19 protein-coding genes are annotated in these 24,336 nt (G+C 73.2%); 8 read left to right on the forward strand and 11 right to left on the reverse strand.

Annotation, left to right across the window (positions count from 1 at the left end; all coding sequences use genetic code 11):
• Window positions 1-49: 49 nt before the first annotated feature.
• Both ABT170_RS02305 and lgt read left to right on the forward strand, forming a co-directional pair.
• Window positions 50-874, forward strand: coding sequence for a DsbA family protein (locus ABT170_RS02305; protein WP_329945725.1), 825 nt, complete (start codon window positions 50-52; stop codon window positions 872-874).
• Between the two features lie 121 nt (window positions 875-995).
• Complete coding sequence (gene lgt / locus ABT170_RS02310; RefSeq protein WP_351863487.1) at window positions 996-2,033, forward strand: prolipoprotein diacylglyceryl transferase; 1,038 nt, start codon at window positions 996-998, stop codon at window positions 2,031-2,033.
• 28 nt (window positions 2,034-2,061) lie between these two features.
• Here lgt and ABT170_RS02315 read toward each other — a convergent pair whose 3' ends face one another.
• From ABT170_RS02315 to ABT170_RS02340, 6 genes are all read right to left on the reverse strand, one after another.
• The gene (locus ABT170_RS02315) at window positions 2,062-2,916 is read right to left on the reverse strand and encodes an HpcH/HpaI aldolase/citrate lyase family protein (protein ID WP_329945727.1); all 855 of its coding nucleotides are present in this window, start codon (window positions 2,914-2,916) and stop codon (window positions 2,062-2,064) included.
• Window positions 2,913-4,112 carry a CaiB/BaiF CoA transferase family protein gene (locus ABT170_RS02320; protein WP_329945728.1) on the reverse strand — a complete coding sequence of 400 codons (1,200 nt, stop codon included), beginning with the start codon at window positions 4,110-4,112 and terminating at the stop codon, window positions 2,913-2,915. The genes ABT170_RS02315 and ABT170_RS02320 overlap by 4 nt, the downstream gene beginning before the upstream one ends.
• A 115-nt stretch (window positions 4,113-4,227) precedes the next feature.
• The gene (locus tag ABT170_RS02325; protein ID WP_329945729.1) at window positions 4,228-5,595 is read right to left on the reverse strand and encodes an ADP-ribosylglycohydrolase family protein; all 1,368 of its coding nucleotides are present in this window, start codon (window positions 5,593-5,595) and stop codon (window positions 4,228-4,230) included.
• Window positions 5,592-6,776, reverse strand: a complete 1,185-nt coding sequence (locus tag ABT170_RS02330) for an ADP-ribosylglycohydrolase family protein (RefSeq protein WP_351863489.1) — start codon at window positions 6,774-6,776, stop codon at window positions 5,592-5,594. Before ABT170_RS02330 ends, ABT170_RS02325 begins: the two co-directional genes overlap by 4 nt.
• Window positions 6,721-7,989 carry an ADP-ribosylglycohydrolase family protein gene (locus tag ABT170_RS02335; RefSeq protein ID WP_351863491.1) on the reverse strand — a complete coding sequence of 423 codons (1,269 nt, stop codon included), beginning with the start codon at window positions 7,987-7,989 and terminating at the stop codon, window positions 6,721-6,723. Before ABT170_RS02335 ends, ABT170_RS02330 begins: the two co-directional genes overlap by 56 nt.
• Complete coding sequence (locus tag ABT170_RS02340) at window positions 7,986-9,197, reverse strand: ADP-ribosylglycohydrolase family protein (protein WP_351863493.1); 1,212 nt, start codon at window positions 9,195-9,197, stop codon at window positions 7,986-7,988. The genes ABT170_RS02335 and ABT170_RS02340 overlap by 4 nt, the downstream gene beginning before the upstream one ends.
• A 300-nt stretch (window positions 9,198-9,497) precedes the next feature.
• Between ABT170_RS02340 and ABT170_RS02345 the strand changes: the two genes are divergently transcribed.
• From ABT170_RS02345 to ABT170_RS02355, 3 genes are all read left to right on the forward strand, one after another.
• Window positions 9,498-10,232, forward strand: a complete 735-nt coding sequence (locus ABT170_RS02345; protein WP_266929810.1) for a VIT1/CCC1 transporter family protein — start codon at window positions 9,498-9,500, stop codon at window positions 10,230-10,232.
• A gap of 509 nt (window positions 10,233-10,741) precedes the next feature.
• Window positions 10,742-15,331 carry a glutamate synthase large subunit gene (gltB, locus tag ABT170_RS02350; protein WP_351863496.1) on the forward strand — a complete coding sequence of 1,530 codons (4,590 nt, stop codon included), beginning with the start codon at window positions 10,742-10,744 and terminating at the stop codon, window positions 15,329-15,331.
• The gene (locus ABT170_RS02355) at window positions 15,324-16,802 is read left to right on the forward strand and encodes a glutamate synthase subunit beta (protein ID WP_351863498.1); all 1,479 of its coding nucleotides are present in this window, start codon (window positions 15,324-15,326) and stop codon (window positions 16,800-16,802) included. The genes gltB and ABT170_RS02355 overlap by 8 nt, the downstream gene beginning before the upstream one ends.
• A gap of 167 nt (window positions 16,803-16,969) precedes the next feature.
• Here the strand turns inward: ABT170_RS02355 and ABT170_RS02360 are convergent, their stop codons facing one another.
• Both ABT170_RS02360 and ABT170_RS02365 read right to left on the reverse strand, forming a co-directional pair.
• A complete protein-coding gene (locus ABT170_RS02360) occupies window positions 16,970-18,004 on the reverse strand; it encodes a hypothetical protein (RefSeq protein ID WP_351863500.1) in 1,035 nt (344 codons plus the stop codon).
• Complete coding sequence (locus tag ABT170_RS02365) at window positions 18,004-18,921, reverse strand: rhomboid family intramembrane serine protease (RefSeq protein WP_351863502.1); 918 nt, start codon at window positions 18,919-18,921, stop codon at window positions 18,004-18,006. The genes ABT170_RS02360 and ABT170_RS02365 overlap by 1 nt, the downstream gene beginning before the upstream one ends.
• Window positions 18,922-19,086: 165 nt before the next feature.
• Between ABT170_RS02365 and ABT170_RS02370 the strand changes: the two genes are divergently transcribed.
• Both ABT170_RS02370 and ABT170_RS02375 read left to right on the forward strand, forming a co-directional pair.
• Window positions 19,087-19,656 carry a HutD/Ves family protein gene (locus ABT170_RS02370; RefSeq protein ID WP_351863504.1) on the forward strand — a complete coding sequence of 190 codons (570 nt, stop codon included), beginning with the start codon at window positions 19,087-19,089 and terminating at the stop codon, window positions 19,654-19,656.
• A 75-nt stretch (window positions 19,657-19,731) separates the two neighbouring features.
• Window positions 19,732-20,247, forward strand: a complete 516-nt coding sequence (locus ABT170_RS02375) for a pyridoxamine 5'-phosphate oxidase family protein (RefSeq protein ID WP_351863506.1) — start codon at window positions 19,732-19,734, stop codon at window positions 20,245-20,247.
• 118 nt (window positions 20,248-20,365) lie between these two features.
• Here the strand turns inward: ABT170_RS02375 and ABT170_RS02380 are convergent, their stop codons facing one another.
• The 3 genes from ABT170_RS02380 to ABT170_RS02390 are packed head-to-tail and all read right to left on the reverse strand — an operon-like array spanning window position 20,366 to window position 23,393.
• Window positions 20,366-21,352 (reverse strand): acyl-CoA dehydrogenase family protein, encoded by a 987-nt coding sequence (locus ABT170_RS02380; RefSeq protein WP_351863508.1) that lies wholly within the window; start codon window positions 21,350-21,352, stop codon window positions 20,366-20,368.
• A complete protein-coding gene (locus ABT170_RS02385; protein WP_329945740.1) occupies window positions 21,352-22,497 on the reverse strand; it encodes an acyl-CoA dehydrogenase family protein in 1,146 nt (381 codons plus the stop codon). Before ABT170_RS02385 ends, ABT170_RS02380 begins: the two co-directional genes overlap by 1 nt.
• Entirely contained in the window at window positions 22,497-23,393 is an 897-nt protein-coding gene (locus ABT170_RS02390; RefSeq protein ID WP_329945741.1) for an enoyl-CoA hydratase, read from the reverse strand. Before ABT170_RS02390 ends, ABT170_RS02385 begins: the two co-directional genes overlap by 1 nt.
• Window positions 23,394-23,508: 115 nt before the next feature.
• Between ABT170_RS02390 and ABT170_RS02395 the strand changes: the two genes are divergently transcribed.
• Window positions 23,509-24,291, forward strand: a complete 783-nt coding sequence (locus ABT170_RS02395) for an SDR family oxidoreductase (RefSeq protein ID WP_329945742.1) — start codon at window positions 23,509-23,511, stop codon at window positions 24,289-24,291.
• The last annotated feature ends 45 nt before the right edge of the window (window positions 24,292-24,336 follow it).

The following is a 24,336-nucleotide window of genomic DNA, read 5'->3' on the forward strand; positions in this document are numbered from 1 at the left end:
ACCGGACCGGGGAGGCACGCGCGTGCCTTCCCGGTTCGTTGCTGCGGGTGTGAGCGAGAAGAACCCTGAGGGAAACAGAAGCGCGCGTGAGCGCCTGGCCCAGCAGCGCGAGCGGGACAAGGCGCGCGAGCGCCGCCGGCGCACGCTGATCGTCTCGGCCGCGGTGGTCGGAGTGCTGGCCCTGGCGGCCGTGGTCGGACTGATCGCCGCCAACGCGGGTGACGACGACGGCGACAGCGGGGCGGGCCCGGTGGTCGCCCCCTCGGGCGCCACCGGGAAGGACGAGCTCACCATCCCGGTCGGGGCGAGCGACGCACCGTCGACGCTCACGATCTGGGAGGACTTCCGCTGCCCGGTCTGCGCCCAGTTCGAGCTGGCCTTCCGGGACACGATCGCGGAGCTGGCGGACAGCGGCCAGATCAAGGTGGAGTACCACCTCGCCACGATCATCGACGGGAATCTCGGCGGCACCGGCTCGCTGCGAGCCGCCAACGCCGCCGCCTGCGCCCAGGACGCGGGCAGGTTCCCCGCGTACCACGACGTCCTCTACAGCAACCAGCCCGCCGAGGCCGATGACGCCTTCGGTCGGAACAGCAAGCTGATCGAGCTGGCGGGCAAGGTCGAGGGCCTCGACACGCCCGGCTTCCGCAGCTGTGTGGAGAGCGGCAAGCACGACAGCTGGGTCACCAAGTCCGACACCGCGTTCCGCGACGGGGGATTCCAGGGCACGCCCACCGCGCTGCTCAACGGGGTGTCGGTCTTCCCGAAGAAGGGCGACGAACAGATCTCCGCCGAGAACCTCAAGAAGTGGGTCGCCGAGGCCAACAAGGGCAAGAAGCCGGGCACGGCCACCCCGGCCCCCCCGGCTTCCTGATCCGGCCCTTCCGGGCTCCTGGCAGGGGTGCGGGGCGGCGGGCCGACGGCCGCCTCGTTACCCAGACGTTGCCGGGTGGCCTGCCGTACCTCCCGCCCGGCAAGGTAGCGTCGACCCCGTCATGAACCTTGCCTTCATTCCCAGCCCGTCGACCGGCGTGATCGATCTCGGCCCGATCCCGCTTCGCGGCTACGCGTTCTGCATCATCATCGGTGTCTTTGTCGCCGTCTGGTTCGGCAACAAGCGCTGGGTCGCCCGGGGCGGCAGATCCGGCACCGTCGCCGACATCGCCGTCTGGGCCGTGCCCTTCGGCCTCGTCGGCGGCCGGCTGTACCACGTCATCACCGACTACCAGCTGTACTTCAGCGACGGTGAGAACTGGGTCGACGCCTTCAAGATCTGGGAAGGCGGCCTCGGGATCTGGGGCGCGATCGCGCTCGGCGCGGTCGGCGCCTGGATCGGCTGCCGCAGGCGGGGGATTCCGCTCCCCGCCTGGGCCGACGCCCTGGCCCCCGGCATCGCCCTGGCCCAGGCCATCGGCCGCTGGGGCAACTGGTTCAACCAGGAGCTGTACGGCAAGCCGACCGACCTCCCGTGGGCGCTGAAGATCAGCGAGGGCCCGAACCGGGTCGCGGGCACCTACCACCCGACCTTCCTGTACGAGTCGCTGTGGTGCGTCGGCGTCGCGCTGCTGGTGGTCTGGGCCGACCGCCGCTTCAAGCTCGGCCACGGACGGGTCTTCGCGCTGTACGTCGCGGCGTACTGCGCGGGCCGCGCCTGGATCGAGTACATGCGGGTCGACGAGGCCCACCACGTGCTGGGGCTGCGCCTCAACGTCTGGACCGCGATCATCGTGTTCGTCCTCGCCGTCGTGTACATCGTGATCTCGGCGAAGGTACGTCCCGGACGCGAGGAGATCGTCGAGCCGGGCGCGTCGGACACCGACGCCGAAGGTGACGCCGACGCCAAGGACGCCGACGCGAAGGACGGGGACGCGAAGGACGGGGACGCGAAGGACGCCGAGCCCGACGCCACCGACACGGCCACCGACACCGACACCGACACCGACACCGAGGTCAAGGCCGAGGCCGGGCCCGGTGACGGCGAGACCGGTGACGCGGAGAAGGACGGCGCCCCCGAGGCGGCCAAGAAGCTCTGACCGCGCCCGCGGGCGCACCCTGTTCCGCTCAGACGCCGGACGGATCGGTACTGCCGACCCGTCCGGCGTTCCGCTGTCCCAGGGCCAGTGTCCGGCGCGCCGATGCCACCACCGCCGCGTCCACGAACCTCCCGTCCGGCAGCGCCAGCGCCCCCGCGTCCACCGCCGAGGCGGCCACGATCTCCTCGGCCGCCTCGATCTCCCGGGCCGTCGGCAGGAAGGCCCGCTCGATCACCGCCAGCTGCCGGGGGTGGATCGCCGCCCGGCCGAGCATCCCCAGCGCCCGCGCCCGGCCGCAGGACGCCCACAGCCCGTCCAGGTCCCGCACGTCCGGGAAGACCGACTGCGCGGGCGGCGGCAGACCGGCGGCCCGCGCGGCGACCACGGTCCGGCTGCGCGGCCAGTCCAGCCCGGCGTCCTCCCGTACCCCCAGATCGGCCCGGAGGTCGGCCTCGCCCAGTCCGATGCCCCGCACCTCCGCGTGGGCCGTCGCGATCGAGTAGGCGTGCTCGATCGCGAGCGCCGATTCGAGCAGCGGATACAGCGGCACCCCGGGGGCCACCGCCGCCACATGGTGCACGGAGACCGCATGCGTGATCTTCGGCAGCCGCAGACCGGAGAGACCCGGCAGCCCGGCCAGGGCCCGTACGTCGTCCTCGCCGTGCACCCGGACATGGACCGGCACCGTGCCCGGGGCGGCGGTGACCGGGTCGGCGAGGAGTTCGGCGGTGGCCGCCCGCGCGTACTCCTTGCGGTCCGGAGCGACCGCGTCCTCCAGGTCGACGATCACCACATCCGCTCCCGAGCCGAGTGCCTTGCGCACCACGTCCGGCCGGTCCCCGGGGACGTAGAGCCAGGTCAGGGGGACGAACAGGGAGGTCACAGGGCTCCCTGCGCGCGCAGATCCATGATGTCGGGGGCCGACAGGCCGAGCCCGGCGAGGATCTCCTCGGTGTCCGCGCCGTGCGGGCGGCCCGCCCAGCGGATCGCTCCCGGTGTCCCGGACAGCCGGAAGAGGACGTTCTGCATCCGCAGGGGCCCCAGCTCCGGGTCGTCGATCTCGGTGAGGGTGTCCAGGGCCCGGTACTGCGGATCCTCCATCACCTCCCGTACGTCATGGACCGGCGCGATCGCCGCTTCCGCCTTCTCGAACGCGGTCAGGGCCTCCTCCCGGGTGTGCCGGGCGATCCAGTTGCCGACGGCCTCGTCCAGCTCCTCGGTGTGCTCGGCACGGGTGGTGCCCGCGCCGAACCACGGCTCGTCGATCAGTTCCGGTCGGCCGACCAGCCGCATGACCCGTTCGGCGACCGACTGCGCGGAGGTGGACACGGCGACCCAGTGGCCGTCACCTGTGCGGTAGGTGTTGCGCGGGGCGTTGTTGCGGGACCGGTTGCCGGTGCGCGGCTGGACATAGCCGAGCTGGTCGTACCAGAGGGGCTGCGGGCCCAGCACCGTCAGGATCGGTTCGATGATCGCCAGGTCGACGACCTGGCCCTCGCCGGTGCGGTCGCGCCCGGCGAGCGCGGCCATCACCGCGTACGCGGTGGCGAGCGCCGCGATCGAGTCGGCGAGCCCGAACGGCGGCAGCGTGGGCGGCCCGTCCGGCTCCCCGGTGATCGCAGCGAAGCCGCTCATCGCCTCTGCCAGGGTGCCGAAGCCCGGGCGGTGCGCGTACGGGCCGAACTGGCCGAAGCCGGTGACCCGGGCCAGTACCAGCCGGGGGTTGACGGCCCGCAGCTCCTCCCAGCCGATGCCCCAGCGCTCCAGGGTTCCCGGCCGGAAGTTCTCGATGATCACATCGCTGTCCGCCGCCAGCCGCAGCAGGACGTCCCGGCCGCCGGGGGCGGACAGGTCCAGGGTCAGATTGCGCTTGTTGCGGCCGAGCAGCTTCCACCACAGTCCGACACCGTCCTTGGCGGGGCCGTGCCCGCGCGAGGGGTCGGGGCGGCGCGGGTGCTCGACCTTGATGACCTCGGCCCCGAAGTCGCCGAGCATTGTGGCCGCGAGCGGTCCGGCGAACAGGGTGGCGATATCGAGGACCTTCAGACCGGTCAGGGGTCCTTCTGCGGGGTGATTCACGCGGCATCGCTCTCGCTTCGGTACGGCAGGGACGGGGAGGCGCCGGGCAGTGGCCGGACGGGGGAGGGGGCGGGGCCGTCGGTGCTCGCCGGGCACGGGAGCGCTGCGCCGCCCCTCATGTGCGGACGGCTTCCCGGTAGGTCAGTTCGGCGAGGGTGTCGAAACCGGTGGAGTCGAAACCGGCGACGGAGGTGGCGAGGCGGTTCTTCAACGGGGCGGTGAAGCGGTCGGGCAGGGCGGCGGGCCGGCCGGCCAGCAGTCCCGCGAGCGAACCGGCTGTCGCCCCGTTGGAATCGGTGTCCCAGCCGCCCGAGACCGCGCAGCCGACGGAACGGGTGAAGTCCCCGTCGGCATGGGTGAGGGCCGCGGCCAGCAGCGCGGCGTTGGGCAGGACGTGGACCCAGTGGTGGGTGTCCGCGTACACGGCGTGCAGCCGGTCCACCACCGTGTCGAACTCCGGCTCCGCGCGGGCCGTCGCGATCCCGAGGCGGACGGCCCGCGCGTACCGGGAGCGGGGCGGGACCACCCGCAGTCCGGCCGCCAGGCACGCGTGCGCATCGCTCCCGCCGCCGGCCGCCTCGGCGAGCGCGGCAGCGGTGAACATCGCCCCGTACACCCCGTTGGCGGTGTGGGTGAGGACCGCGTCCCGGTGGGCCTGGGCGGCGGCGGCGCCGGGGTCGCCCGGGTGCGTCCAGCCGTGGACGTCGGCGCGGATCTGGGCCCCGATCCACTCGCGGAACGGATTGCGGTGGCGTGCCGTGTCCGGCGGCTCGATGCCGTCCAGCAGATTGCGGTAGGCGATGCGCTCGGCGGTGAAGACGCGGCCCGCCGGGAGTTCGGCGAGCCAGAGCCGGGCGAGATCGGCCGTGGTGAAGCCGCGCCCGTGGCGACGGAGCAACAGCACGGTGAGCAGGGGGTGGTCGAGGTCGTCGTCCTCCGGCATGCCGTCGATGTTCTCGGCCAGCGAGGTGGCGGCCGAGCGCCGGTTCCACGGGTAGCGCTCCAGCAGCGCGGCGGGTACGCCCCTGGCGGTGAACCAGGTGGTGAGCGGCCAGTTGCCGGTGGCGCGGGCCAGGGCGCGGATACCGGCCAGCTCCAGCTTCTCGACCGGCTTGCCCAGCAGACAGCCCGCGGCCCGGCCGAGCCAGGCGGCGTGCAGCCGGTCCGGGTCGGCCGGACGCCGGCCGGCGGGTGGGGCGGGCCAGTGCGGGCAGGCCGCCCGGATCGCCGCCAGGTCCGTCGGTTCATGGGGTGCCGACGGGCATTCCAGCAGGGCGAGTTCGTCCAGCAGCTCCTCGGCCAGTGCGCGCAGCCGGGGGGCGGCGGGCGGCTCGGACGCGCCGGCGCGCTCCGGGGCGGGCGCGCCGCCCGCCCCGTACCAGCGCCGCCCGATCTCCCGCGCGTCCCGGCCGTCCTGCGCCGCCTGCCGCAGTTCATGGCCGACCAGGTCCTCGGGCTGCACCCAGGTCAGCCGGACGGTCACCGCTCACCGGCCAGCGCGGCGAAGGCCGACTCGTGCGCCCGGCGGCGGGCGGTGTCCCGTACGAAGATCTCGCGGGCCACCTCCGCCAGCTCCCGTGCCGGGGTGTGCAGATCGAGGCGGCTGGCCTCGGCGACCGTCTTCGACCAGTCGGCGGGGATCGCCGCCGCGCCGTTCAGCGCGCCCGCGAGGGCACCGCCCATGGTGGCGATCGAGTCGCAGTCGCGGCCGTAGTTGACCGAGCCGAGGACGGTGCGGCGGTAGTCGCCGTCCCCGACGAGCAGCATGCCGAGCGCGATGGGCAGTTCCTCGATGGAGTGCAGCCGGGAGGGCCGGCGGGCGCCGAGGGAGGGGGCGCGGTAGTCCGGGCCCACCGTGTCGAAGGGGGCGACGGCGGCGCGCAGGGGGGCCAGCGCGGACTCGAAGTCGCTGTGGCGCACGGCCACTTCGCGGACCGCCTCGATCGCGGACCGGGTCCCGTCCTTGGCCAGCGCCAGGGCCGCCGTGACGACGGAGGCGGGGGTGGCGCCCGGGGCGCAGGCGGCGGCGACGGCGGCGGCGAAGACCCCGGCGGCCTCCCGGCCGTACGAGGACTGATGAGCCCCCGCGATCTCCAGCGCCTCGGCGTAGGCGGCCTCGGGGTGGGCGGCGTTGACCAGGCCGACCGGCGCCATGTACATCGCCGCACCGCAGTTGACGATGTTTCCGGAACCCGCCTCGCGCGGGTCGGCGTGACCGTAGTGCAGCCGCGCGACGATCCACTTCTCGGCCAGGAAGATCCGCTGGAGGGGCAGCGCCTCGGCCTCCAGTTCCGGGATCCAGCGGGGGCGGGACATCAGGTCCGGTACGAGATGACCGGCGATGTCGTAGGCGTCGAGGTGGTCGCGGACGCCGGTGTAGACGCGGATCAGCGCATGGGTCATCAGGGTGTCGTCGGTGACGTGCCCGTCGCCCTTGTGGTACGGGGCGATGGGGCGGGCGGTGCGCCAGTCGTCGCCGTGCCAGGGGCCGACGATGCCGCGCACCCGGCCGCCGTGGCGTTCGGCGATCTGCTCCGGGCTCCAGCCCTCGACGGGGCCGCCGAGCGCGTCGCCGACCGCGGCGCCGATGAGTGCGCCGGTGATGCGCTCATCGAGCCCGAGCGTGGGGGGTGAGGTCCGAGGGACGATCGTTGTGGGCGTCATGCCGGAATTGTCCACCCGTGGGGGCCGGTTCCGTGTCTGCCAGCAGCCCGGCGAGTTCGATCAGATCCGTGCCCGCGAGCAGGGGCAGCGCGCATCCGGCCAGGGTGCGGCAGGCCTCGCGCCAGCCCGCCGGTACGGCGGCGATCCCGCCGAGCGCACCGGTCAGCGCCCCGGCGAGGGCGGGCGCGGAATCGGCGACCCGGGACAGACAGGCCGCCGCCGGGACGGCCTGGGCGATCTCGCCGCGGGCCGCGGTGGTCAGTGCCAGGGCCACCGGTACGGTCTCGGCCGCCGCGATCCCGTAGCTGTAGACGTGGTCGACGATCTGATGCTCCAGCACCGGGACCAGGGCGAAGGCGCCGTGCGGCTCGTCGGCGAAGGCGCGGGCGAGCCGCACGGCGTGCTCGGCGTTGCGGGCGATCTCGGTGCCCTCGGGGAGCTGGGCGAGCGCGGCGTTCACCACCGTGTCGACGTCCGCCCCGGCCAGTGCCTCGGCGACGGCGGCGGCGACGGCCCGCGCGCCGTGCACCCCGTCGCCGTCCTGGGTGTAGCGGGCGTCGAACTCGGCGAGTCCGGCGGCGACAGCCGGGTCCCCGGGGTGGACGACGGCGAGTACGGCGGCCCGCACACAGGCGGCGTCGTCGAAGTAGTGCGGGTTGTCATGGCCGGTGGCGGGCGGCCGGAGCCCGGCGGCGAGGTTGCCGAGCCCCGCGCGTACCGAGATCCGGGCCCGCAGGGGGAGCACGGCGGCCTCGACCTCGGGGGCCCGTGCGCTGGCCGCGGCGACTTTGGCGGCCAGCGCGTTCCACGCCCGGTCCACCGCGTCCCGCGTCCGTCGGCCGGGGGAGCGGCCGTCCGTGTGGTCCGCCGCGGCGGCCAGCACCGTACGGGCGGCGAACGCGGCCCACTCGGCGTCGTCGGACGGCCCCAGCCGCAGCGGCTCGGGCGGCTGGTTGAGGGCGATCGGGACCGGGAGCGTGGTGGTGGCGTTCTGCTCGGCGAAGGTGTCCAGCTCCCGGGTGAGCCGCCGCGTCCACTCCGGCATCCGGGCCGCCCGGTGCCGGGCGGCCGGCCATCCGGCGGCGTCCCCGGCGGCCAGCCCGAGCAGCAGGCCCTCGATCCGGGCCCGGCGGCCGGGGGCGGGCCCGGCCAGGGGCTCCCGGCCGGCCGGCGGGGAGTCGGTGCGAAGGCCGGTCCGGCGCGCGGTGGTCATCGGTGCTCCTCCCGTTCGGGCCGGCCCGGCCCGCAGGGCGCCGACACCTGTGCCAGGTCCCGCACCTTCTCCCCGGCGCCGGGCCCGCGCGCCCCGCCCCGCTCGTCCGCGCCCTCTCCCGCGCCGGTGTTCCCCGGGTCCGCGCCCGCGCTTTGCGGCCGGCGCGCGTGCCCCGGCCGCCGTTTCCGCCCGGCCCGCGCCGTCCCCTCCCGCTGCTGTGGGGATTCCGGCTCCTCCGGGGTCAGCAGTTCCGCGATGTCCAGGACGTGGTAGCCCCGCATCGACGGCAGGCAGCTGCCCCGGACCGGCCCGATCGCCGCCGCCCAGTCCGGCTCGATCGCGCCCGCCCCGTTCAGCGCCCCGGCCAGTGCCCCCGCCACCGCCGCCGTCGTATCGGCGTCGCGGCCCATGTTGACGGCCGTCAGCACCGCCGTACGGAAGTCGCCGCGCGCCGCCGTGAGCGCGCCGAAGGCCAGGCCCACCGCCTCCGGCGCCAGGTCCGTCCACGGGTAGCCGCCGATCACCACGGCCGAGCGCACCGCGCGTTCCATGGTGAGGCGGTCCGGGTAGGGGCGCTGAGCCGCCGTCACCGCGCGCCGCAGCGAGCGGGCCGTCCACGAGTCCATCGGGACGACGGACAGCGCGGCGGCGATCACCGAGGCGAGCCCCGCCCCCACCATGGCCGCGGCCACCCCGGCCGCCACCGCCTGCCCGCCGTAGATGCCCTCGCCGTCATGGCTCACCCGGCCGTCGATCGCGACCAGCCGCGCCGCCTCGGCCGGCCGGCCCGCCGCGAACACCCCGAACGGCGCCGCCCGCATGGCGAGCCCGTCGCTCCAGGCGTGCCGGTGCTGCGCCGAGATCGGGGCCGCCAGCCCCCGGCGCAGGTTCTCCAGCGTGCCGCGCTCGCTGAACCCGGCGCCGCGGAACGGGCCTTCGTCGAGGTCGGCGATCCAGTGGTGCCAGGCCCGCTCGACATGTGCGACGGTGAGCGCCGAGCCGTGCCGGGCCAGCAGCAGCCCGGAGAAGATCGCGTACTCCGTGTCGTCCGTCCCCGCCGGGTCGTCGCTCACGAACCCCTCGATGCGCCCCCAGCGGCGGCGGATCTCGGACGGCCGGAGATTCTCCGCGGGCGCCCCGAGCGCGTCCCCGACGGCGAGCCCCAGCAGCGCACCCCGGGCCCGGTCATTGCCTGCGATCGGTTCCATCGCGTCGCCCTTCGTTCGTGCCGGGAGTCCTGATTCCCGTCCTGACCGATCTGTGCCACGTGGAGCGCGGGTAAAGGCTGACAATCGCAATAAAAGGGCCAGTCGGATGAGGCGCCGAAGAGGGGCCGAGGGCGGGCCCGACGGAGGGTCAGGAGAGGTGAGCCTGCCCTTCCTTCGCAGGTCAGAGGCCTGGTAAGTACGGCCTGCCTTGCTGGCGGGCACCGGTTTTCGTGCGTACTTTCGATGGTGTCGAGCGGGGGCGGGAACGCAGGGAGCCCGCTTCCGGAGAAGGGGAGAGCCGTGGCCATCATCGAGACCGAAGCCGTACTGCACGAGGCGCACCGCGACAATCACACCCACCGCGATGTGAACGGCGGCTGGCTGCGCCCCGCCGTCTTCGGCGCCATGGACGGCCTGGTCTCCAACCTCGCGCTGATGACCGGAGTCGCGGGCGGCGCGGTGTCCCAGCAGACCCTGGTGATCACCGGTCTGGCGGGCCTGGCCGCCGGCGCGTTCTCCATGGCGGCCGGCGAGTACACCTCCGTCGCCTCGCAGCGCGAACTGGTTGAGGCCGAACTCGACGTCGAGCGGCGGGAGTTGCGCAAGCACCCGATGGACGAGATGGCGGAGCTCGCCGCCCTGTACGAGACCCGTGGCGTCGAGCCCGCGCTGGCCCGCGAAGTCGCCCGGCAGCTCTCGCGCGACCCGGAGCAGGCCCTGGAGATCCACGCCCGCGAGGAGCTGGGCATCGACCCGGGCGACCTGCCCTCGCCGCTCGTGGCCGCCGTGTCCTCCTTCGGCGCCTTCGCGCTGGGTGCCCTGCTGCCCGTACTGCCGTATCTGCTCGGCGCGAGCGCGCTGTGGCCCGCGGTGCTGCTCGCGCTGATCGGCCTCTTCGCCTGCGGTGCGGTGGTGGCCAGGGTGACCGCCCGCAGCTGGTGGTTCAGCGGGCTGCGCCAGCTCGCCCTGGGCGGGGCCGCGGCGGCGCTGACGTACGGCCTCGGCACGCTGTTCGGTGTGGCGGTCGGCGGCTGACCCCGCCGCCTGCGGACCCCGGCGGCCGACCGCGGCCGACCCCGCCGCCTGCGGCCCCCGACGGCCGACCCCGCCGTCGGGGGCCGCAGGCGTGCCCCCGGAAGGCCCGGAAGCGGGCCCGCCCGCGCCGCCCCCGCCGTGCCGGAAGCGGGCCCGCACCCGTGTGACGTACGTCCTGGCACCCGCCACTGGGCGGATCCGGCCAGGCGGCCGTAAAATGAGACTCTATGCAGGGCTACACATAAGTAGTCGTTACCCGGCGGTTTCGTTTTCTTTGCCGCCGGGCATGAGCCGTAGACACCCGCAGGCAACGACGCCTGCTCTCTGCGGATCCCAGGGCGCCGATCTTCCGACCGCGACCCACCTCACTGTCACCACAGTGTCCGCATGTTGGAACGAGCCTTCCGCTTCTTGAGAAGCGCCCCATCATGTAACCTGCACAAAATTTCGCAGAGGGCCAACGTCGTCCCTATGCACTTGCATATGCCACGACGACGACGGGAGAGCCGATGCGCATCCACGCCTGGTCGCCCATGGACGGTCGCCCCGCCCAGCAGGGGTTGTACGACCCCCGTAACGAGCACGACGCCTGTGGCGTCGGGTTCGTGGCCACTCTGACCGGTGTGGCCAGCCATGAGCTGGTCGAGCAGGCGCTGACCGTTCTGCGCAACCTCGAACACCGCGGCGCGACCGGATCCGAGCCCGACTCGGGTGACGGAGCCGGCATTCTGCTCCAGGTCCCGGACGCCTTCCTCCGCGAAGAGGCCGCCTTCGCCCTCCCCGAGGCCGGCTCCTACGCCGTCGGCATCGCCTTCCTCCCCGCGGACGACTCCACCGGGGCCGTCCGCACGATCGAGGACATCGCCGGCGAGGAGGGCCTGACGGTTCTCGGCTGGCGCGAGGTCCCGGTCGCCCCGGACCTCCTCGGCAACGGCGCCCGCGCCACCATGCCCGAGTTCCGCCAGCTCTTCGTCGCGGACAGCGACGGCACGGCGAGCGGCATCGCCCTGGACCGCAAGGCCTTCGTCCTGCGCAAGCGCGCCGAGCGTGAGGCCGGGGTGTACTTCCCCTCGCTCTCCGCCCGCACGATCGTCTACAAGGGCATGCTCACCACCGGGCAGCTGGAGCCGTTCTTCCCCGACCTCTCCGACCGCCGGTTCGCCACCACGGTCGCGCTGGTCCACTCCCGCTTCTCCACCAACACCTTCCCCAGCTGGCCGCTCGCCCACCCGTACCGCTTCGTCGCCCACAACGGCGAGATCAACACGGTCAAGGGCAACCGCAACTGGATGAAGGCCCGCGAGTCCCAGCTCGCCTCCCGCCTCTTCGGCGAGGCGCGGCTCGACCGGATCTTCCCCGTCTGCACCCCGGACGCCTCCGACTCGGCCTCCTTCGACGAGGTCCTGGAGCTGCTCCACCTCGGCGGCCGTTCGCTGCCGCACTCCGTGCTGATGATGGTCCCCGAGGCATGGGAGAACCATGACTCCATGGACCCCGCCCGGCGGGCGTTCTACCAGTACCACGCCACGATGATGGAGCCCTGGGACGGCCCGGCCTGCGTCACCTTCACCGACGGCACCCAGGTCGGCGCGGTCCTCGACCGCAACGGGCTGCGCCCCGGCCGCTACTGGGTCACCGACGACGGCCTCGTCGTCCTCTCCTCCGAGGTCGGCGTCCTGGACATCGACCCCGCCAAGGTCGTCCGCAAGGGCCGCCTCCAGCCCGGCAAGATGTTCCTCGTCGACACCGCCGAGCACCGCATCATCGAGGACGACGAGATCAAGGCGTCCCTCGCCGCCGAGCAGCCCTACCAGGACTGGCTGGAGACCGGCGAGATCGAGCTCGGCGACCTCCCCGAGCGCGAGCACATCGTGCACACCCACGCCTCGGTCACCCGCCGCCAGCAGACCTTCGGCTACACCGAGGAAGAGCTCCGCGTCATCCTCGCGCCGATGGCCCGCACCGCCGGCGAGCCGCTCGGCTCCATGGGCACGGACTCGCCGATCGCCGCGCTCTCCGAACGGCCCCGGCTGCTCTTCGACTACTTCACCCAGCTCTTCGCCCAGGTCACCAACCCGCCGCTGGACGCCATCCGCGAGGAACTCGTCACCTCGCTGCGCTCCTCGCTCGGTCCGCAGGGCAACATCCTGGAGCCGACCGCCGCGACGTGCCGCAGCGTCACGCTGCCCTTCCCGGTGATCGACAACGACGAGCTGGCCAAGCTCATACACATCAACGCCGACGGCGACATGCCGGGCATGAAGGCCGCGACCCTCGCCGGCCTCTACCGGGTCGGCGGCGGCGGCGAGGCGCTGGCCGCGCGGATCGAGGAGATCTGCGCGGAGGCCGACGCCGCCATGGAGGACGGCGCCCGCCTGATCGTCCTGTCCGACCGGCACTCCGACGCCGAGCACGCGCCGATCCCGTCGCTGCTGCTCACCTCGGCCGTCCACCACCACCTCATCCGCACCAAGCAGCGCACCCAGGTGGGCCTGCTGGTCGAGGCCGGAGACGTCCGCGAGGTCCACCACGTCGCCCTGCTGATCGGCTACGGCGCCGCCGCGGTCAACCCCTACCTGGCGATGGAGTCGGTCGAGGACCTGGTCCGCGCCGGCACGTTCATCGACGGCATCGAGGCCGAACAGGCCATCCGCAACCTGATCCACGCGCTCGGCAAGGGCGTCCTCAAGGTCATGTCCAAGATGGGCATCTCCACCGTCGCCTCCTACCGCGGCGCCCAGGTGTTCGAGGCCGTCGGCCTGGACGAGACCTTCGTCGCCACGTACTTCAACGGCACCGCCACCAAGATCGGCGGCGCCGGACTCGACGTCGTCGCCAAGGAGGTCGCCGCCCGGCACACCAAGGCGTACCCCGCCTCCGGCATCGCGGCCTCGCACCGCGCACTGGAGATCGGCGGCGAGTACCAGTGGCGCCGCGAGGGCGAACCGCACCTGTTCGACCCGGAGACGGTCTTCCGCCTCCAGCACGCCACCCGCAACCGGCGCTACGACATCTTCAAGAAGTACACGGACCGGGTGAACGAGCAGTCCGAGCGCCTCATGACGCTCCGCGGGCTGTTCGCCCTCCCGCACGAGCGCGGCACCGCGGAGCGCGAGCCGGTACCCCTGGACGAGGTCGAGTCCGTCTCCGACATCGTCAAGCGCTTCTCCACCGGCGCCATGTCCTACGGCTCGATCTCCCGCGAGGCGCACGAGACCCTCGCCATCGCCATGAACCAGCTGGGCGGCAAGTCCAACACCGGTGAGGGCGGCGAGGACGCCGACCGACTCCACGACCCGGCCCGCCGCTCCTCCATCAAGCAGGTCGCCTCCGGCCGCTTCGGTGTGACCAGCGAATACCTGGTCAACGCCGACGACATCCAGATCAAGATGGCGCAGGGCGCCAAGCCCGGCGAGGGCGGCCAGCTGCCCGGCCACAAGGTCTACCCGTGGGTCGCCCGGACCCGGCACTCCACCCCCGGCGTGGGCCTGATCTCCCCGCCGCCGCACCACGACATCTACTCCATCGAGGATCTGGCCCAGCTGATCCACGACCTCAAGAACGCCAACCCCGCGGCCCGTATCCACGTGAAGCTGGTGTCCGAGGTCGGTGTCGGCACGGTCGCCGCGGGTGTCTCCAAGGCGCACGCGGACGTCGTCCTCATCTCCGGCCACGACGGCGGCACGGGCGCCTCCCCGCTGACCAGCCTCAAGCACGCGGGCGGCCCCTGGGAGCTCGGCCTCGCCGAGACCCAGCAGACCCTGCTGCTCAACGGACTGCGCGACCGTATCGTCGTGCAGACCGACGGCCAGCTCAAGACCGGCCGCGACGTCGTCATCGCCGCGCTGCTGGGCGCCGAGGAGTTCGGTTTCGCGACCGCGCCGCTCGTCGTCTCCGGCTGCGTCATGATGCGCGTCTGCCACCTCGACACCTGCCCGGTCGGCATCGCCACCCAGAACCCGGTGCTGCGCGACCGGTTCTCCGGCAAGGCCGAGTACGTCGTGAACTTCTTCGAGTTCATCGCCGAGGAGGTCCGCGAGATCCTCGCCGAGCTGGGCTTCCGCACCATCGAGGAAGCGGTCGGCCACGCCGAACTGCTGGACACCGAGCGGGCCGTCACCCACTGGAAGGCCCAGGGCCTCGACCTGGCCCCGCTCTTCCACGTCCCCGAGCTGGCCGAGGGCGCCGTCCGCCACCAGGTCATCGAGCAGGACCACGGCCTGACCAAGGCGCTCGACAACGAGCTGATCAAGCTCGCCGCCGACGCGCTCGGCGCGGACACCGCCGAGGCCGCCCAGCCGGTCCGGGCCCAGGTCGCGATCCGCAACATCAACCGGACCGTCGGCACCATGCTCGGCCACGAGGTCACCAAGAAGTTCGGCGGTGCGGGCCTGCCCGAGAACACCATCGACATCACCTTCACCGGCTCCGCGGGCCAGTCCTTCGGCGCCTTCGTACCCAAGGGCGTGACGCTGCGCCTGGAGGGCGACGCCAACGACTACGTCGGCAAGGGCCTCTCCGGCGGCCGCGTCGTCGTCCGCCCCGACCGCGGCGCCGACCACCTCGCCGAGTACTCCACCATCGCGGGCAACACCATCGGCTACGGTGCGACCGGCGGCGAGCTGTTCCTGCGCGGCCGTACCGGTGAGCGGTTCTGCGTCCGCAACTCCGGCGCCACCGTCGTCTCCGAAGGCGTGGGCGACCACGGCTGCGAGTACATGACCGGCGGCCACGCCGTCGTCCTCGGCGAGACCGGACGCAACTTCGCCGCCGGTATGTCGGGCGGTGTCGCGTACGTCATCGACCTCGACCGCGACAACGTCAACATCGGCAACCTCGGCGCGGTCGAGGAACTGACCGCCGCGGACAAGCAGTGGCTGCACGACGTGGTGCGCCGTCACCAGGAGGAGACCGGCTCCACGGTCGCCGAGAAGCTGCTCGCCGAGTGGGACGGCGTCGACGGCGGTGTCTCCCGCTTCAGCAAGATCATCCCGTCCACCTACAAGGCAGTGCTCGCCGCCAAGGACGCCGCTGAGCTCGCCGGTCTCTCCGAGCAGGAGACCACCGAGAAGATGATGGAGGCGGCGACCAATGGCTGACCCCAAGGGCTTCCTGACCACCGGCCGCGAGGTCGCCGAGACCCGCCCCGTCCAGGAGCGCGTCAAGGACTGGAACGAGGTCTACGTTCCGGGCTCGCTGCTCCCGATCATCAGCAAGCAGGCCGGCCGCTGCATGGACTGCGGCATCCCGTTCTGCCACAACGGCTGCCCCCTCGGAAACCTCATCCCCGAGTGGAACGACTACGCCTACCGCGAGGACTGGACCGCCGCGTCCGAGCGCCTGCACGCCACGAACAACTTCCCGGAGTTCACCGGGCGGCTGTGCCCCGCTCCCTGCGAGTCGGCGTGCGTCCTCGGCATCAACCAGCCGGCCGTCACCATCAAGAACGTCGAAGTCTCCATCATCGACAAGGCGTGGGACAGCGGCGACGTCACCCCGCAGCCTCCCGAGCGCCTCTCCGGCAAGACCGTCGCCGTCATCGGCTCCGGACCGGCCGGGCTGGCCGCCGCCCAGCAGCTGACCCGGGCCGGCCACACCGTCGCCGTCTACGAGCGCGCGGACCGCATCGGGGGCCTCCTCCGATACGGCATCCCCGCGTTCAAGATGGAGAAGTCGCACATCAACCGCCGCATCGAGCAGATGCGCGCGGAAGGCACCAAGTTCCGCACCGAGGTGGAGATCGGCACGGACATCGACGCCGCCAAGCTCCGCCGGCGCTACGACGCGGTCGTCATCGCCGCCGGTGCCACCGTCTCCCGCGATCTGCCCGTCCCGGGCCGTGAGCTGAACGGCGTGCACTTCGCGATGGAGTACCTCCCGCTCGCCAACAAGGTGCAGGAGGGCGACCTGACGGTCTCCCCGATCACCGCCGAGGGCAAGCACGTCGTCGTCATCGGCGGCGGCGACACCGGCGCCGACTGCGTCGGCACCGCCCACCGCCAGGGCGCGGCCTCCGTCACCCAGCTGGAGATCATGCCGAAGCCGGGCGAGGACCGCAGCGCCAACCAGCCGTGGCCGACCTTCCCCATGCTCTACAAGGTCACCTCCGCGCACGAGGAGGGCGGCGAGCGGGTCTACTCCGTCTCCACCACCCACTTCGAGGGCTCGGTCCCCGAGGAGGGCCAGGCGGTCGGCGACGTCCGGGCGCTGCATCTGGTCGAGGTGGAGTTCAAGGACGGCAAGCTGGAGCAGAAGCCCGGCACCGAGCGCCGCATCCCCGCCGACCTCGTCACCCTCGCCATGGGCTTCACCGGCACGGACCAGGCCAACGGTCTTGTCCAGCAGTTCGGCCTCGAACTCGACGAACGGGGTAATGTTGCCCGTGACGACAACTACGCAACCAACGTCGACGGCGTCTTCGTCGCCGGAGACGCGGGCCGCGGGCAGTCGCTCATCGTCTGGGCCATCGCCGAGGGCCGCTCCGCGGCACGAGGCGTGGACCGCTACCTGACCGGGACCAGCGCCCTGCCGGCCCCGATCCGCCCGACGGACCGGTCGCTGCTGGTCTGACCCCACGGGGTTCCCCTCACCGGGAATCCCCCCAAAAACGTCCCGTACAACGGCGTACGGAACTGAACGCGGCGCCTGCGCAGTCCCCGACCGGACCATGCGGGCGCCGTGGCGCGTCCGGGGCCGGTACGCACACGGGCCGGGGACCGCCGCTTCCCGGGGCCGGACTACTGGACGTCGGCCCCGTGCGGGTGCGAGGCGTCCGCCGGGCAGACGAACACCCGGTACGCCCCGTACCGTCCCACCGCGATCTCCGTCGGCTCACCGACCAGCGGCACGGGAGGCAGATCCGGATCGGTGGGCGAGGGGTCCTCACGCGGCCACCAGCTCGCCCCGCCCCACTCGCTGGAGTCGATGGTGAGCATCAGCCGCAGCTCCCGCCCGCAGTCGCAGTACTGCCGCTGGAGATCGGTCACGCTCCAGCTCTCCCAGCCCCCGGCCTTCCAGCCGGGCGCCAGGGAGAGGTCCGTCCGGTACGACGGGGCCCCGGGCAGCTCCTGGGCCGGGCCCTCCTCCCAGATCCTGATCCGGGCCGCGAGCGCGTCCGGCAGATACTCGTGCCACGGGTAGTCGGTCACCTGCTCGGGGTGCAGCACACACGGTTCGGGTACGTACCCCTCGTCCTCCACGACCTCCGGCTCCGGCTGCCGCCCGGCGAGGACCTCGGTCACCTGTGCGGCCCGCCGCCAGACCAGCCGGAGCGCCGGGGCGCACGGGATGCTCCGGTGCTCGTCGAAGGGGCACCACAGCACCTGGAGGAGGTCGGTGTCCCCGGGCGCGAACTCCGCGAGAGCCGGGACGTCGCGCACGAAGAGCTGGGCGAGCGCCATCAGGGGTACGGGGGCGTCGTCGGGCAGCGGGGGCGGGTGCGGCCCCTCGGTCATCGCGTCCAGCTCCGCCTCCTCGTCACCGGCGTAGGTCAGACCTCCCGCCGCCGGGCGCGGGCGCAGCCAGGCCGCCGCGAGGATCTCCCGGCGCCTGCGCGCATCGGCGGGCCGGATCCCGTACGAGCGGGGGTGCGGCTCACGGCAGACCGGCCACGGCTCGGCCGCGGGCCACAGCAGCGGCCCGCCCACCGAACTCGTCCCCGCCGTCGGCGCGCCGGGCCGCGGATGCAGCCGGGTGGCGGTACGGGCGTACGGGCGGATCTCCGGGAACAGCGCGGCGATGTCGACCGGGCGGGGCGGCGTCGTACGGCCCATCAGGCACCGCCGCCGGTCAGCGCCGCTGTCCTGAGCGCGACCACCACGGCCAGCAGGCACAGCAGAGCGAGCCCGCCCCCGGTCTGCGCCGCCGAGGTCCGCAGCTTCGCCGGGGCGTAGGCGAGCCCGTACGTCACCAGGGCACCGGTCAGCAGACCGCCCAGGTGCCCCTGCCACGAGGTGAACGCCGCTGAGACGACCATCCACAGCAGGAACCCGGCCATGAACCGGTTGACCGCCCGCATGTCCCGGCCGAGCCGCCTGCTGATGACGTAGAACGAGGCGGCGAGCCCGAAGACCGCGCCGGACGCGCCCACCGTCAGGGTGTCGGGGGAGACCAGATAGACCAGCACCGAGCCACCGGCCGCCGACAGCAGGTACAGCGCCAGAAAGCGCGCCCGGCCCAGCTGCCCCTCCACGACCCGGCCCAGATTCCACAGCGCGAGCATGTTGAAGACCAGGTGCATCACACCGATCGAGGCGTCCGGCGGCAGATGCAGAAAGGCACCGGTCAGCAGCCGGTACCACTCGCCGTCCGCGATCCCGATCAGCTCGTACCCGGGGACCGTCCCGCCCCTGTAGTAGTACCGTCCGCCCGCCGGATCGACCACCATGGCCCCGAGGACGCCGAACCGGTCCACGATCGAGGGCCTGATCAGCTCGCCGATGTAGGCGAGGACGTTCAGCGCCATCAGCACCTGGGTCACGACGGGCCTCGTCGCGGAGGACACCGCGCCGCCGAAGACCGTGCGGGCCCGCCGCACCGACCGCTGCCCCTCCTTCACACACTCCACGCAGTGATGACCGACCGAGGCCTCGCGCATGCAGTCCGGGCAGATGTAGCGGTCGCAACGGGTGCAGCGCACATACGTCTCGTAGGACGGATGGCGGTAACACGTGGTGGCGGCGGCCTCCATGACCGGCTCCTTCACTGCTGGCTGAGACAAAAGGGCCGGTGGGGACGGCGGCGCTCAAGATAGCGAACCCGGCCGGGTCCGCCCTGCCCGGGGCGCCGCCGCACCGCGGGGGTGACCTACCCTCAGGAGACCGCGACGCGCGGACCGGAGACACAGGGAGACGACATGGCCGGCTCGCCGCACGTACTGAGGGCCGCCGGACGCGCGGCCGTGCCCTGGAAGAACGGCGGGGGAGTCACCCGCGAGATCGCCGCCGGCCCCGAGGGCGCGGCGATGGACGCCTTCGACTGGCGGATCAGCCTGGCGGAGGTCGCCGCCGACGGGCCGTTCTCCGTGTTCGACGGCGTCGACCGCACCCTGACCGTGGTCGAGGGCGCCGGAATCCACCTGCTGGTGGGCGGCGAGCACCACATCGTCGACGAGCCGCTCTGGCCCCACGACTTCCCCGGGGACCTGCCGGCCGAGGGCCGTCTGCCCGCGGGCCCGGTCGTGAACCTCAACGTGATGTGGCGCAGGGGCCGTACGCGGGCGGAGACCGCCGTCGTCCGGGGCACCGTCCGGCTGCTGCCGCCGCCCGGCGGCGCGGTGCTCGCCCTCGCGCTGGACGGCGGCACCGTCATCGACGGTACGGACATCGCGCTGGGCCCCTACGACGCGGTCCTGGCGACCGGCACGTCACCGGGCGTCCTGCGCACGATGGGCGACGCGGTCCTGGTCACGCTGTCTCCCGCGTGAACCCGCCGCGGGACGGCGTCCGATCCGGTGACCATCGGCCAAACCGGACAGAAGGTGTCGGGTTTCGGGTGTTCGATGGCTGTCATGACGTCGAACCCACCGGCCCCCTGGGCGGTCTTCGCAGCGGAACAGCCCGACTACGCCGACATCGTGCGCAAGCGGTTCCAGCTGTACAAGCACCATGTCCTGGCGACCCTGCGCAAGGACGGCTCGCCCCGGGTCACCGGCCTCGAAGCGGAATTCCGCCTCGGTGAGCTGTGGCTCGGCATGATGCCGGGCTCCCGCAAGGCCCAGGACCTGCTGCGGGACCCGCGCTTCGCGCTCCAGGCCAACCCGGGGCCCGACGCCGAGATGAACGACGGCGACGTCCGCGTCGCCGGGCGCGCGGTGGCGGTGACCGACCCGGGGACGCTGGCCCGATTCGCCGAGGCGGTCCGGCCCCCGGAACCGTTCCTCCTCTTCCGCGCGGAACTGACCGAGGCGGTCCGCACCACGCTGGACGGCGAGACCCTGGTCGTGCGGACCTGGCGCCCCGGCCAGGCCCTGCGCACCATCCGCCGGGGCGGCGACGACCCACAGGCCGGAGCCTGAGGGGGTGGTGACGGGGCGGAGGACGGTCACCACCGGTCCTCCGCCCCGCCACCCGGAGAGCACGCTGCCGCGCCGAGCCCCCCGCCACCGGGAGAGACCCTGCCGCGCCGGGCCCCCGCTACCCGGAGAGCACCCGCTCCCGGCACGCCCCCGGAGTCCCCCACGCGTCCCGCAACGGCCGCGCCTTGCGCAGCCACAGCGACAGGTCCAGCTCCTGCGTGTACCCCACCGCACCGTGCAGCTGGAGCGCGGTGCGGGCCGCCGCGTACCCCGCCTCGCCCGCCAGCACCTTCGCCGCCGCGACGTCCGCCCCGGCCCGTGCCGAGCCCTCCGACAGCGACACCGCCGCCCCGTACAGCGCCGGACGGGCGAACTCCAGCCCCAGCAGCGTGTCCGCCAGCCGGTGCTTGACGGCCTGGAAGGACCCGATGGGCACCGAGAACTGCGTGCGCTGCTTGACGTACTCGACCGTGGAGCGCAGCAGCGCCTCCCCGGTCCCCAGCGCCTGGGCCGCCGTCGCGAACGCCGCCCAGTCGCCCGCCGCGCGGGCCGCCGCCGCCACCCGGGGCCCGGCGGCGAGCACCGTACCGCCCTCCTCCGGGACGAACAGCCGCCGCGCCGGGTCGGCCGACGCATGAGGCCCGCCCTGCCCCGGCGCCAGCCGCAGCTCCTCCCCGTCGACCACGAACACCGCGTCCACCGCGTCCGCGTCCAGGGCGTACGGCCCGTACCCGTCCAGCCGCAGGCTCGCCGACGCCTCCCCGGAGGCCAGCCGGGGCAGCCACTCCTTCGCCGCCGGACCTCCCACCGCGCCCAGCAGCACCGCGGCGGCCACCGACTCCACCACCGGGCCCGGCACCACATGCCGCCCCAACTCCACGAAGGAGACCGCGAGTTCGACCGGGAGGGGCCCCACGCCTCCATATGTCTCCGGGACCGCGAGAGCGAACACCCCGGCATGGGCGAGCCGGGCCCACAGGGCTCTGCCCGGGGCATGGTCCCCGGCGCCCCACGCCCGTACCGCCGACGGGGTGTCCGAGGCGCTCAGCATCGCGTCCAGCGAACGGGCGAACTCCCGCTGCTCCCCGTCGAGGAGGAAACGCATCAGCGCCGTCCCTTCGGCAGACCGAGCAGTCGCTCGGCGATGATGTCCCGCTGGATCTCGTTCGTACCGGCGTAGATCGGCCCGGCCAGGGAGAAGACATACCCCTCGGCCCACTCGGACTCCGCGAGCTCCGCGTCCGGGCCCAGCAGATCGAGCGCCGTCTCGTGCAACGCGATGTCGTACTCCGACCAGAACACCTTGTTCAGGCTCGACTCCGCACCGATGGTCCCGCCCGCCGCGAAGCGTGCCGCGCCCGCGCAGGTGAACAGCTGATAGGCCCGCGCCCCGATCACCGCGTCGGCCACCCGGTCCCGCAGCGCCGTGTCCGAGGCGTCGCCCCGCGTACGCCACAGTCCCGCCAGCCGGTCCGCCGCCGCGAGGAACCGCCCGGGGGAGCGGAGCGTGAGACCGCGCTCGTTCCCCGTCGCCGACATGGCGATGCGCCACCCCTGTCCGGGCTCCCCGATGATGTCGGCGTCCGGTACGAAGACCTCGTCCAGGAACAGTTCGGCGAACGCCGGTTTCCCGTCGAGCCGCCCGATCGGCCGCACCGAGACACCCGGCGCCGACAGGTCGAACATCAGATACGTCAGCCCCTGATGCGGCTTCGCCGCCCCGGGATCCGTGCGGAAGACGCCGAACGCCCGGTCCGCGAACGCCGCCCGCGAGGACCAGGTCTTCTGCCCGGACAGCAGCCACCCGCCGTCGGTGCGCACCGCACGCGAGCGCAGCGACGCCAGGTCGGACCCCGCCTCCGGCTCGGACCAGGCCTGCGCCCAGATCACCTCGCCGCTCGCCATCGGGGGCAGCACCCGGGCCCGCTGCTCCTCGGTCGCGTGGTCGAAGAGCGTCGGGGCGAGCAGATTGATGCCGTTCTGCGAGACCCGGCCGGGCGCTCCGGCCGCGTAGTACTCCTCCTCGAAGGCCAGCCAGCCGAAGATGTCCGTGTCCCGGCCGCCGAACCGGGCGGGCCAGGAGACCACCGACCAGCGGTCCGCGTGCAGCCGTGCCTCCCACTCCCGGTGCGCGGCGAACCCCTCCGCCGTCTCCAGCGACGGCAGCGGCGTGTCCGGTACGTGGGCCCGCAGCCAGGCCCGCGCCTCGGCCCGGACGGCGTCCGTCTGCGCCGAGTGCGCCGGATCCATCACGCACCCGCCTTCTTCATCGTGGCGATGTCCATTCCGCCCAGGGAGTCCGCGGCCGTCTCGGCGTTGTGGGCATGGGCGAGATGATGCAGCCCGAACACCGAGTCCAGGCCGGTGTGCAGCCCCTGGAGATCCTCCGCCTGATTCACCGCGCGCTTGGTGAGCGCCAGCCCCAGGCGCGGCATCGCGGCGATGCGCAGGGCCAGTTCCGTGGTGCGCTCGGCGAGTTCGGCCCGCTCCACGACCCGGTTGACCATGCCGACCTCGTACGCCCGCCGGGCACTCATCCGGTCTCCGGTGAACAGGAACTCCTTGGCGATCCGGGGCGGCATCACCCAGGGGTGTGCGAAGTACTCGACACCCGGGATGCCCATCCGCACCACCGGATCGGCGAAGAACGCGTCCTCGCTCGCCACGATCAGATCGCAGATCCACGCCAGCATCAGCCCGCCCGCCACGCACGCCCCGTGCACGGAGGCGACGACGGGCTTCGGCAGCTCGCGCCAGCGCCGGCACATCCCGAGGTAGACCTCCGACTCCCGGGCGAAGCGGCTCTCCGCGCCCGCCTTGTCGCTGTGGTCCCACCAGAGCCCCGCCCGGCGTTCGAAGGGCAGATGCGCGTCGCGCTGGGGGGTGCCGATGTCGTGGCCCGCCGAGAAGTGGTCCCCGGCCCCGGCCAGCACGACCACCTTGACCTCGCCGTCCTCGGCCGCGCGGTAGAAGGCGGCGTCCAGCGCGTAGGTCATGGCGGAGTTCTGGGCGTTGCGGTAGCGGGGGCGGTTCAGCGTGAGGTACGCGACGGGGCCCCGGCGCTCGTACAGCACGGGCCCGCCCTCACCGGCGGACGGCGGGCCGGGCGTCGGATCGGGCGTGGCGCCGGGTGTCGGATCGGGCATCGGCTCATCCTTCCCTAACAAGTGTTTGGTAGGTTAATGTACGCGCACCGGCACCGGCTAGAGGATGTCCCACACCGTCCCTGGCTCCGGTGCCGCCGAGCGGAGGGGGCAGGGCGTGAACGCACCGCAGTACCTACCGGGCCACGGACTGCTGGCCTCCCGCAGCGCCGTCGTGACCGCCGCAGCCGGGGCCGGGATCGGCGGCGCCACCGCCCGCAGGCTCCTGGAGGAGGGCGCCCGCGTCGTCATCGGCGACGCCCACGCCCGCCGCCTCAAGGAGACCGAACAGGCCCTCGCCGACGAGTTCGGCGCCGACCGCGTCACCTCCCTGCCCTGCGACGTCACCGACGAGACCCAGGTCCGGGCCCTCTTCGCCCACGCCGAACAGACCCACGGCGGCCTCGACATCGTCGTCAACAACGCCGGCCTCGGCGGCACCGCCGAAATCACCGAGATGACCGACGAACAGTGGACCAAGGTCCTCGACGTCACCCTGAACGGCACCTTCCGCTGCACCCGCACCGCCCTGCGCTCCCTCAGAGCCGCGGGCAACGGAGGCGTCGTCGTCAACAACGCCTCCGTCATCGGCTGGCGCGCCCAGAGCGGCCAGGCCCACTACGCCGCCGCCAAGGCCGGCGTCATGGCACTCACCCGCTGCGCCGCCGTCGAAGCCGCCGCGTACGGCGTGCGGGTCAACGCGGTCGCCCCCAGCCTCGCCATGCACCCGCACCTGGCCAAGGTCACCTCCGAGGAACTCCTCGCCGAACTCACCGCGAAGGAGGCCTTCGGCCGGTACGCCGAACCCTGGGAGGTCGCCAACGTCATCGTCTTCCTCGCCAGCGGCTACTCCTCCTACATGACCGGCGAGGTCGTCTCCGTGAGCAGCCAGCATGCGTGAGAGCGCCGCGGGCGTACGCGCGGCGGCGGGCCGGACGGCGGGCGG

Source organism: Streptomyces sp. NPDC001787, assembly GCF_040297465.1.
Classification (GTDB): domain Bacteria; phylum Actinomycetota; class Actinomycetes; order Streptomycetales; family Streptomycetaceae; genus Streptomyces.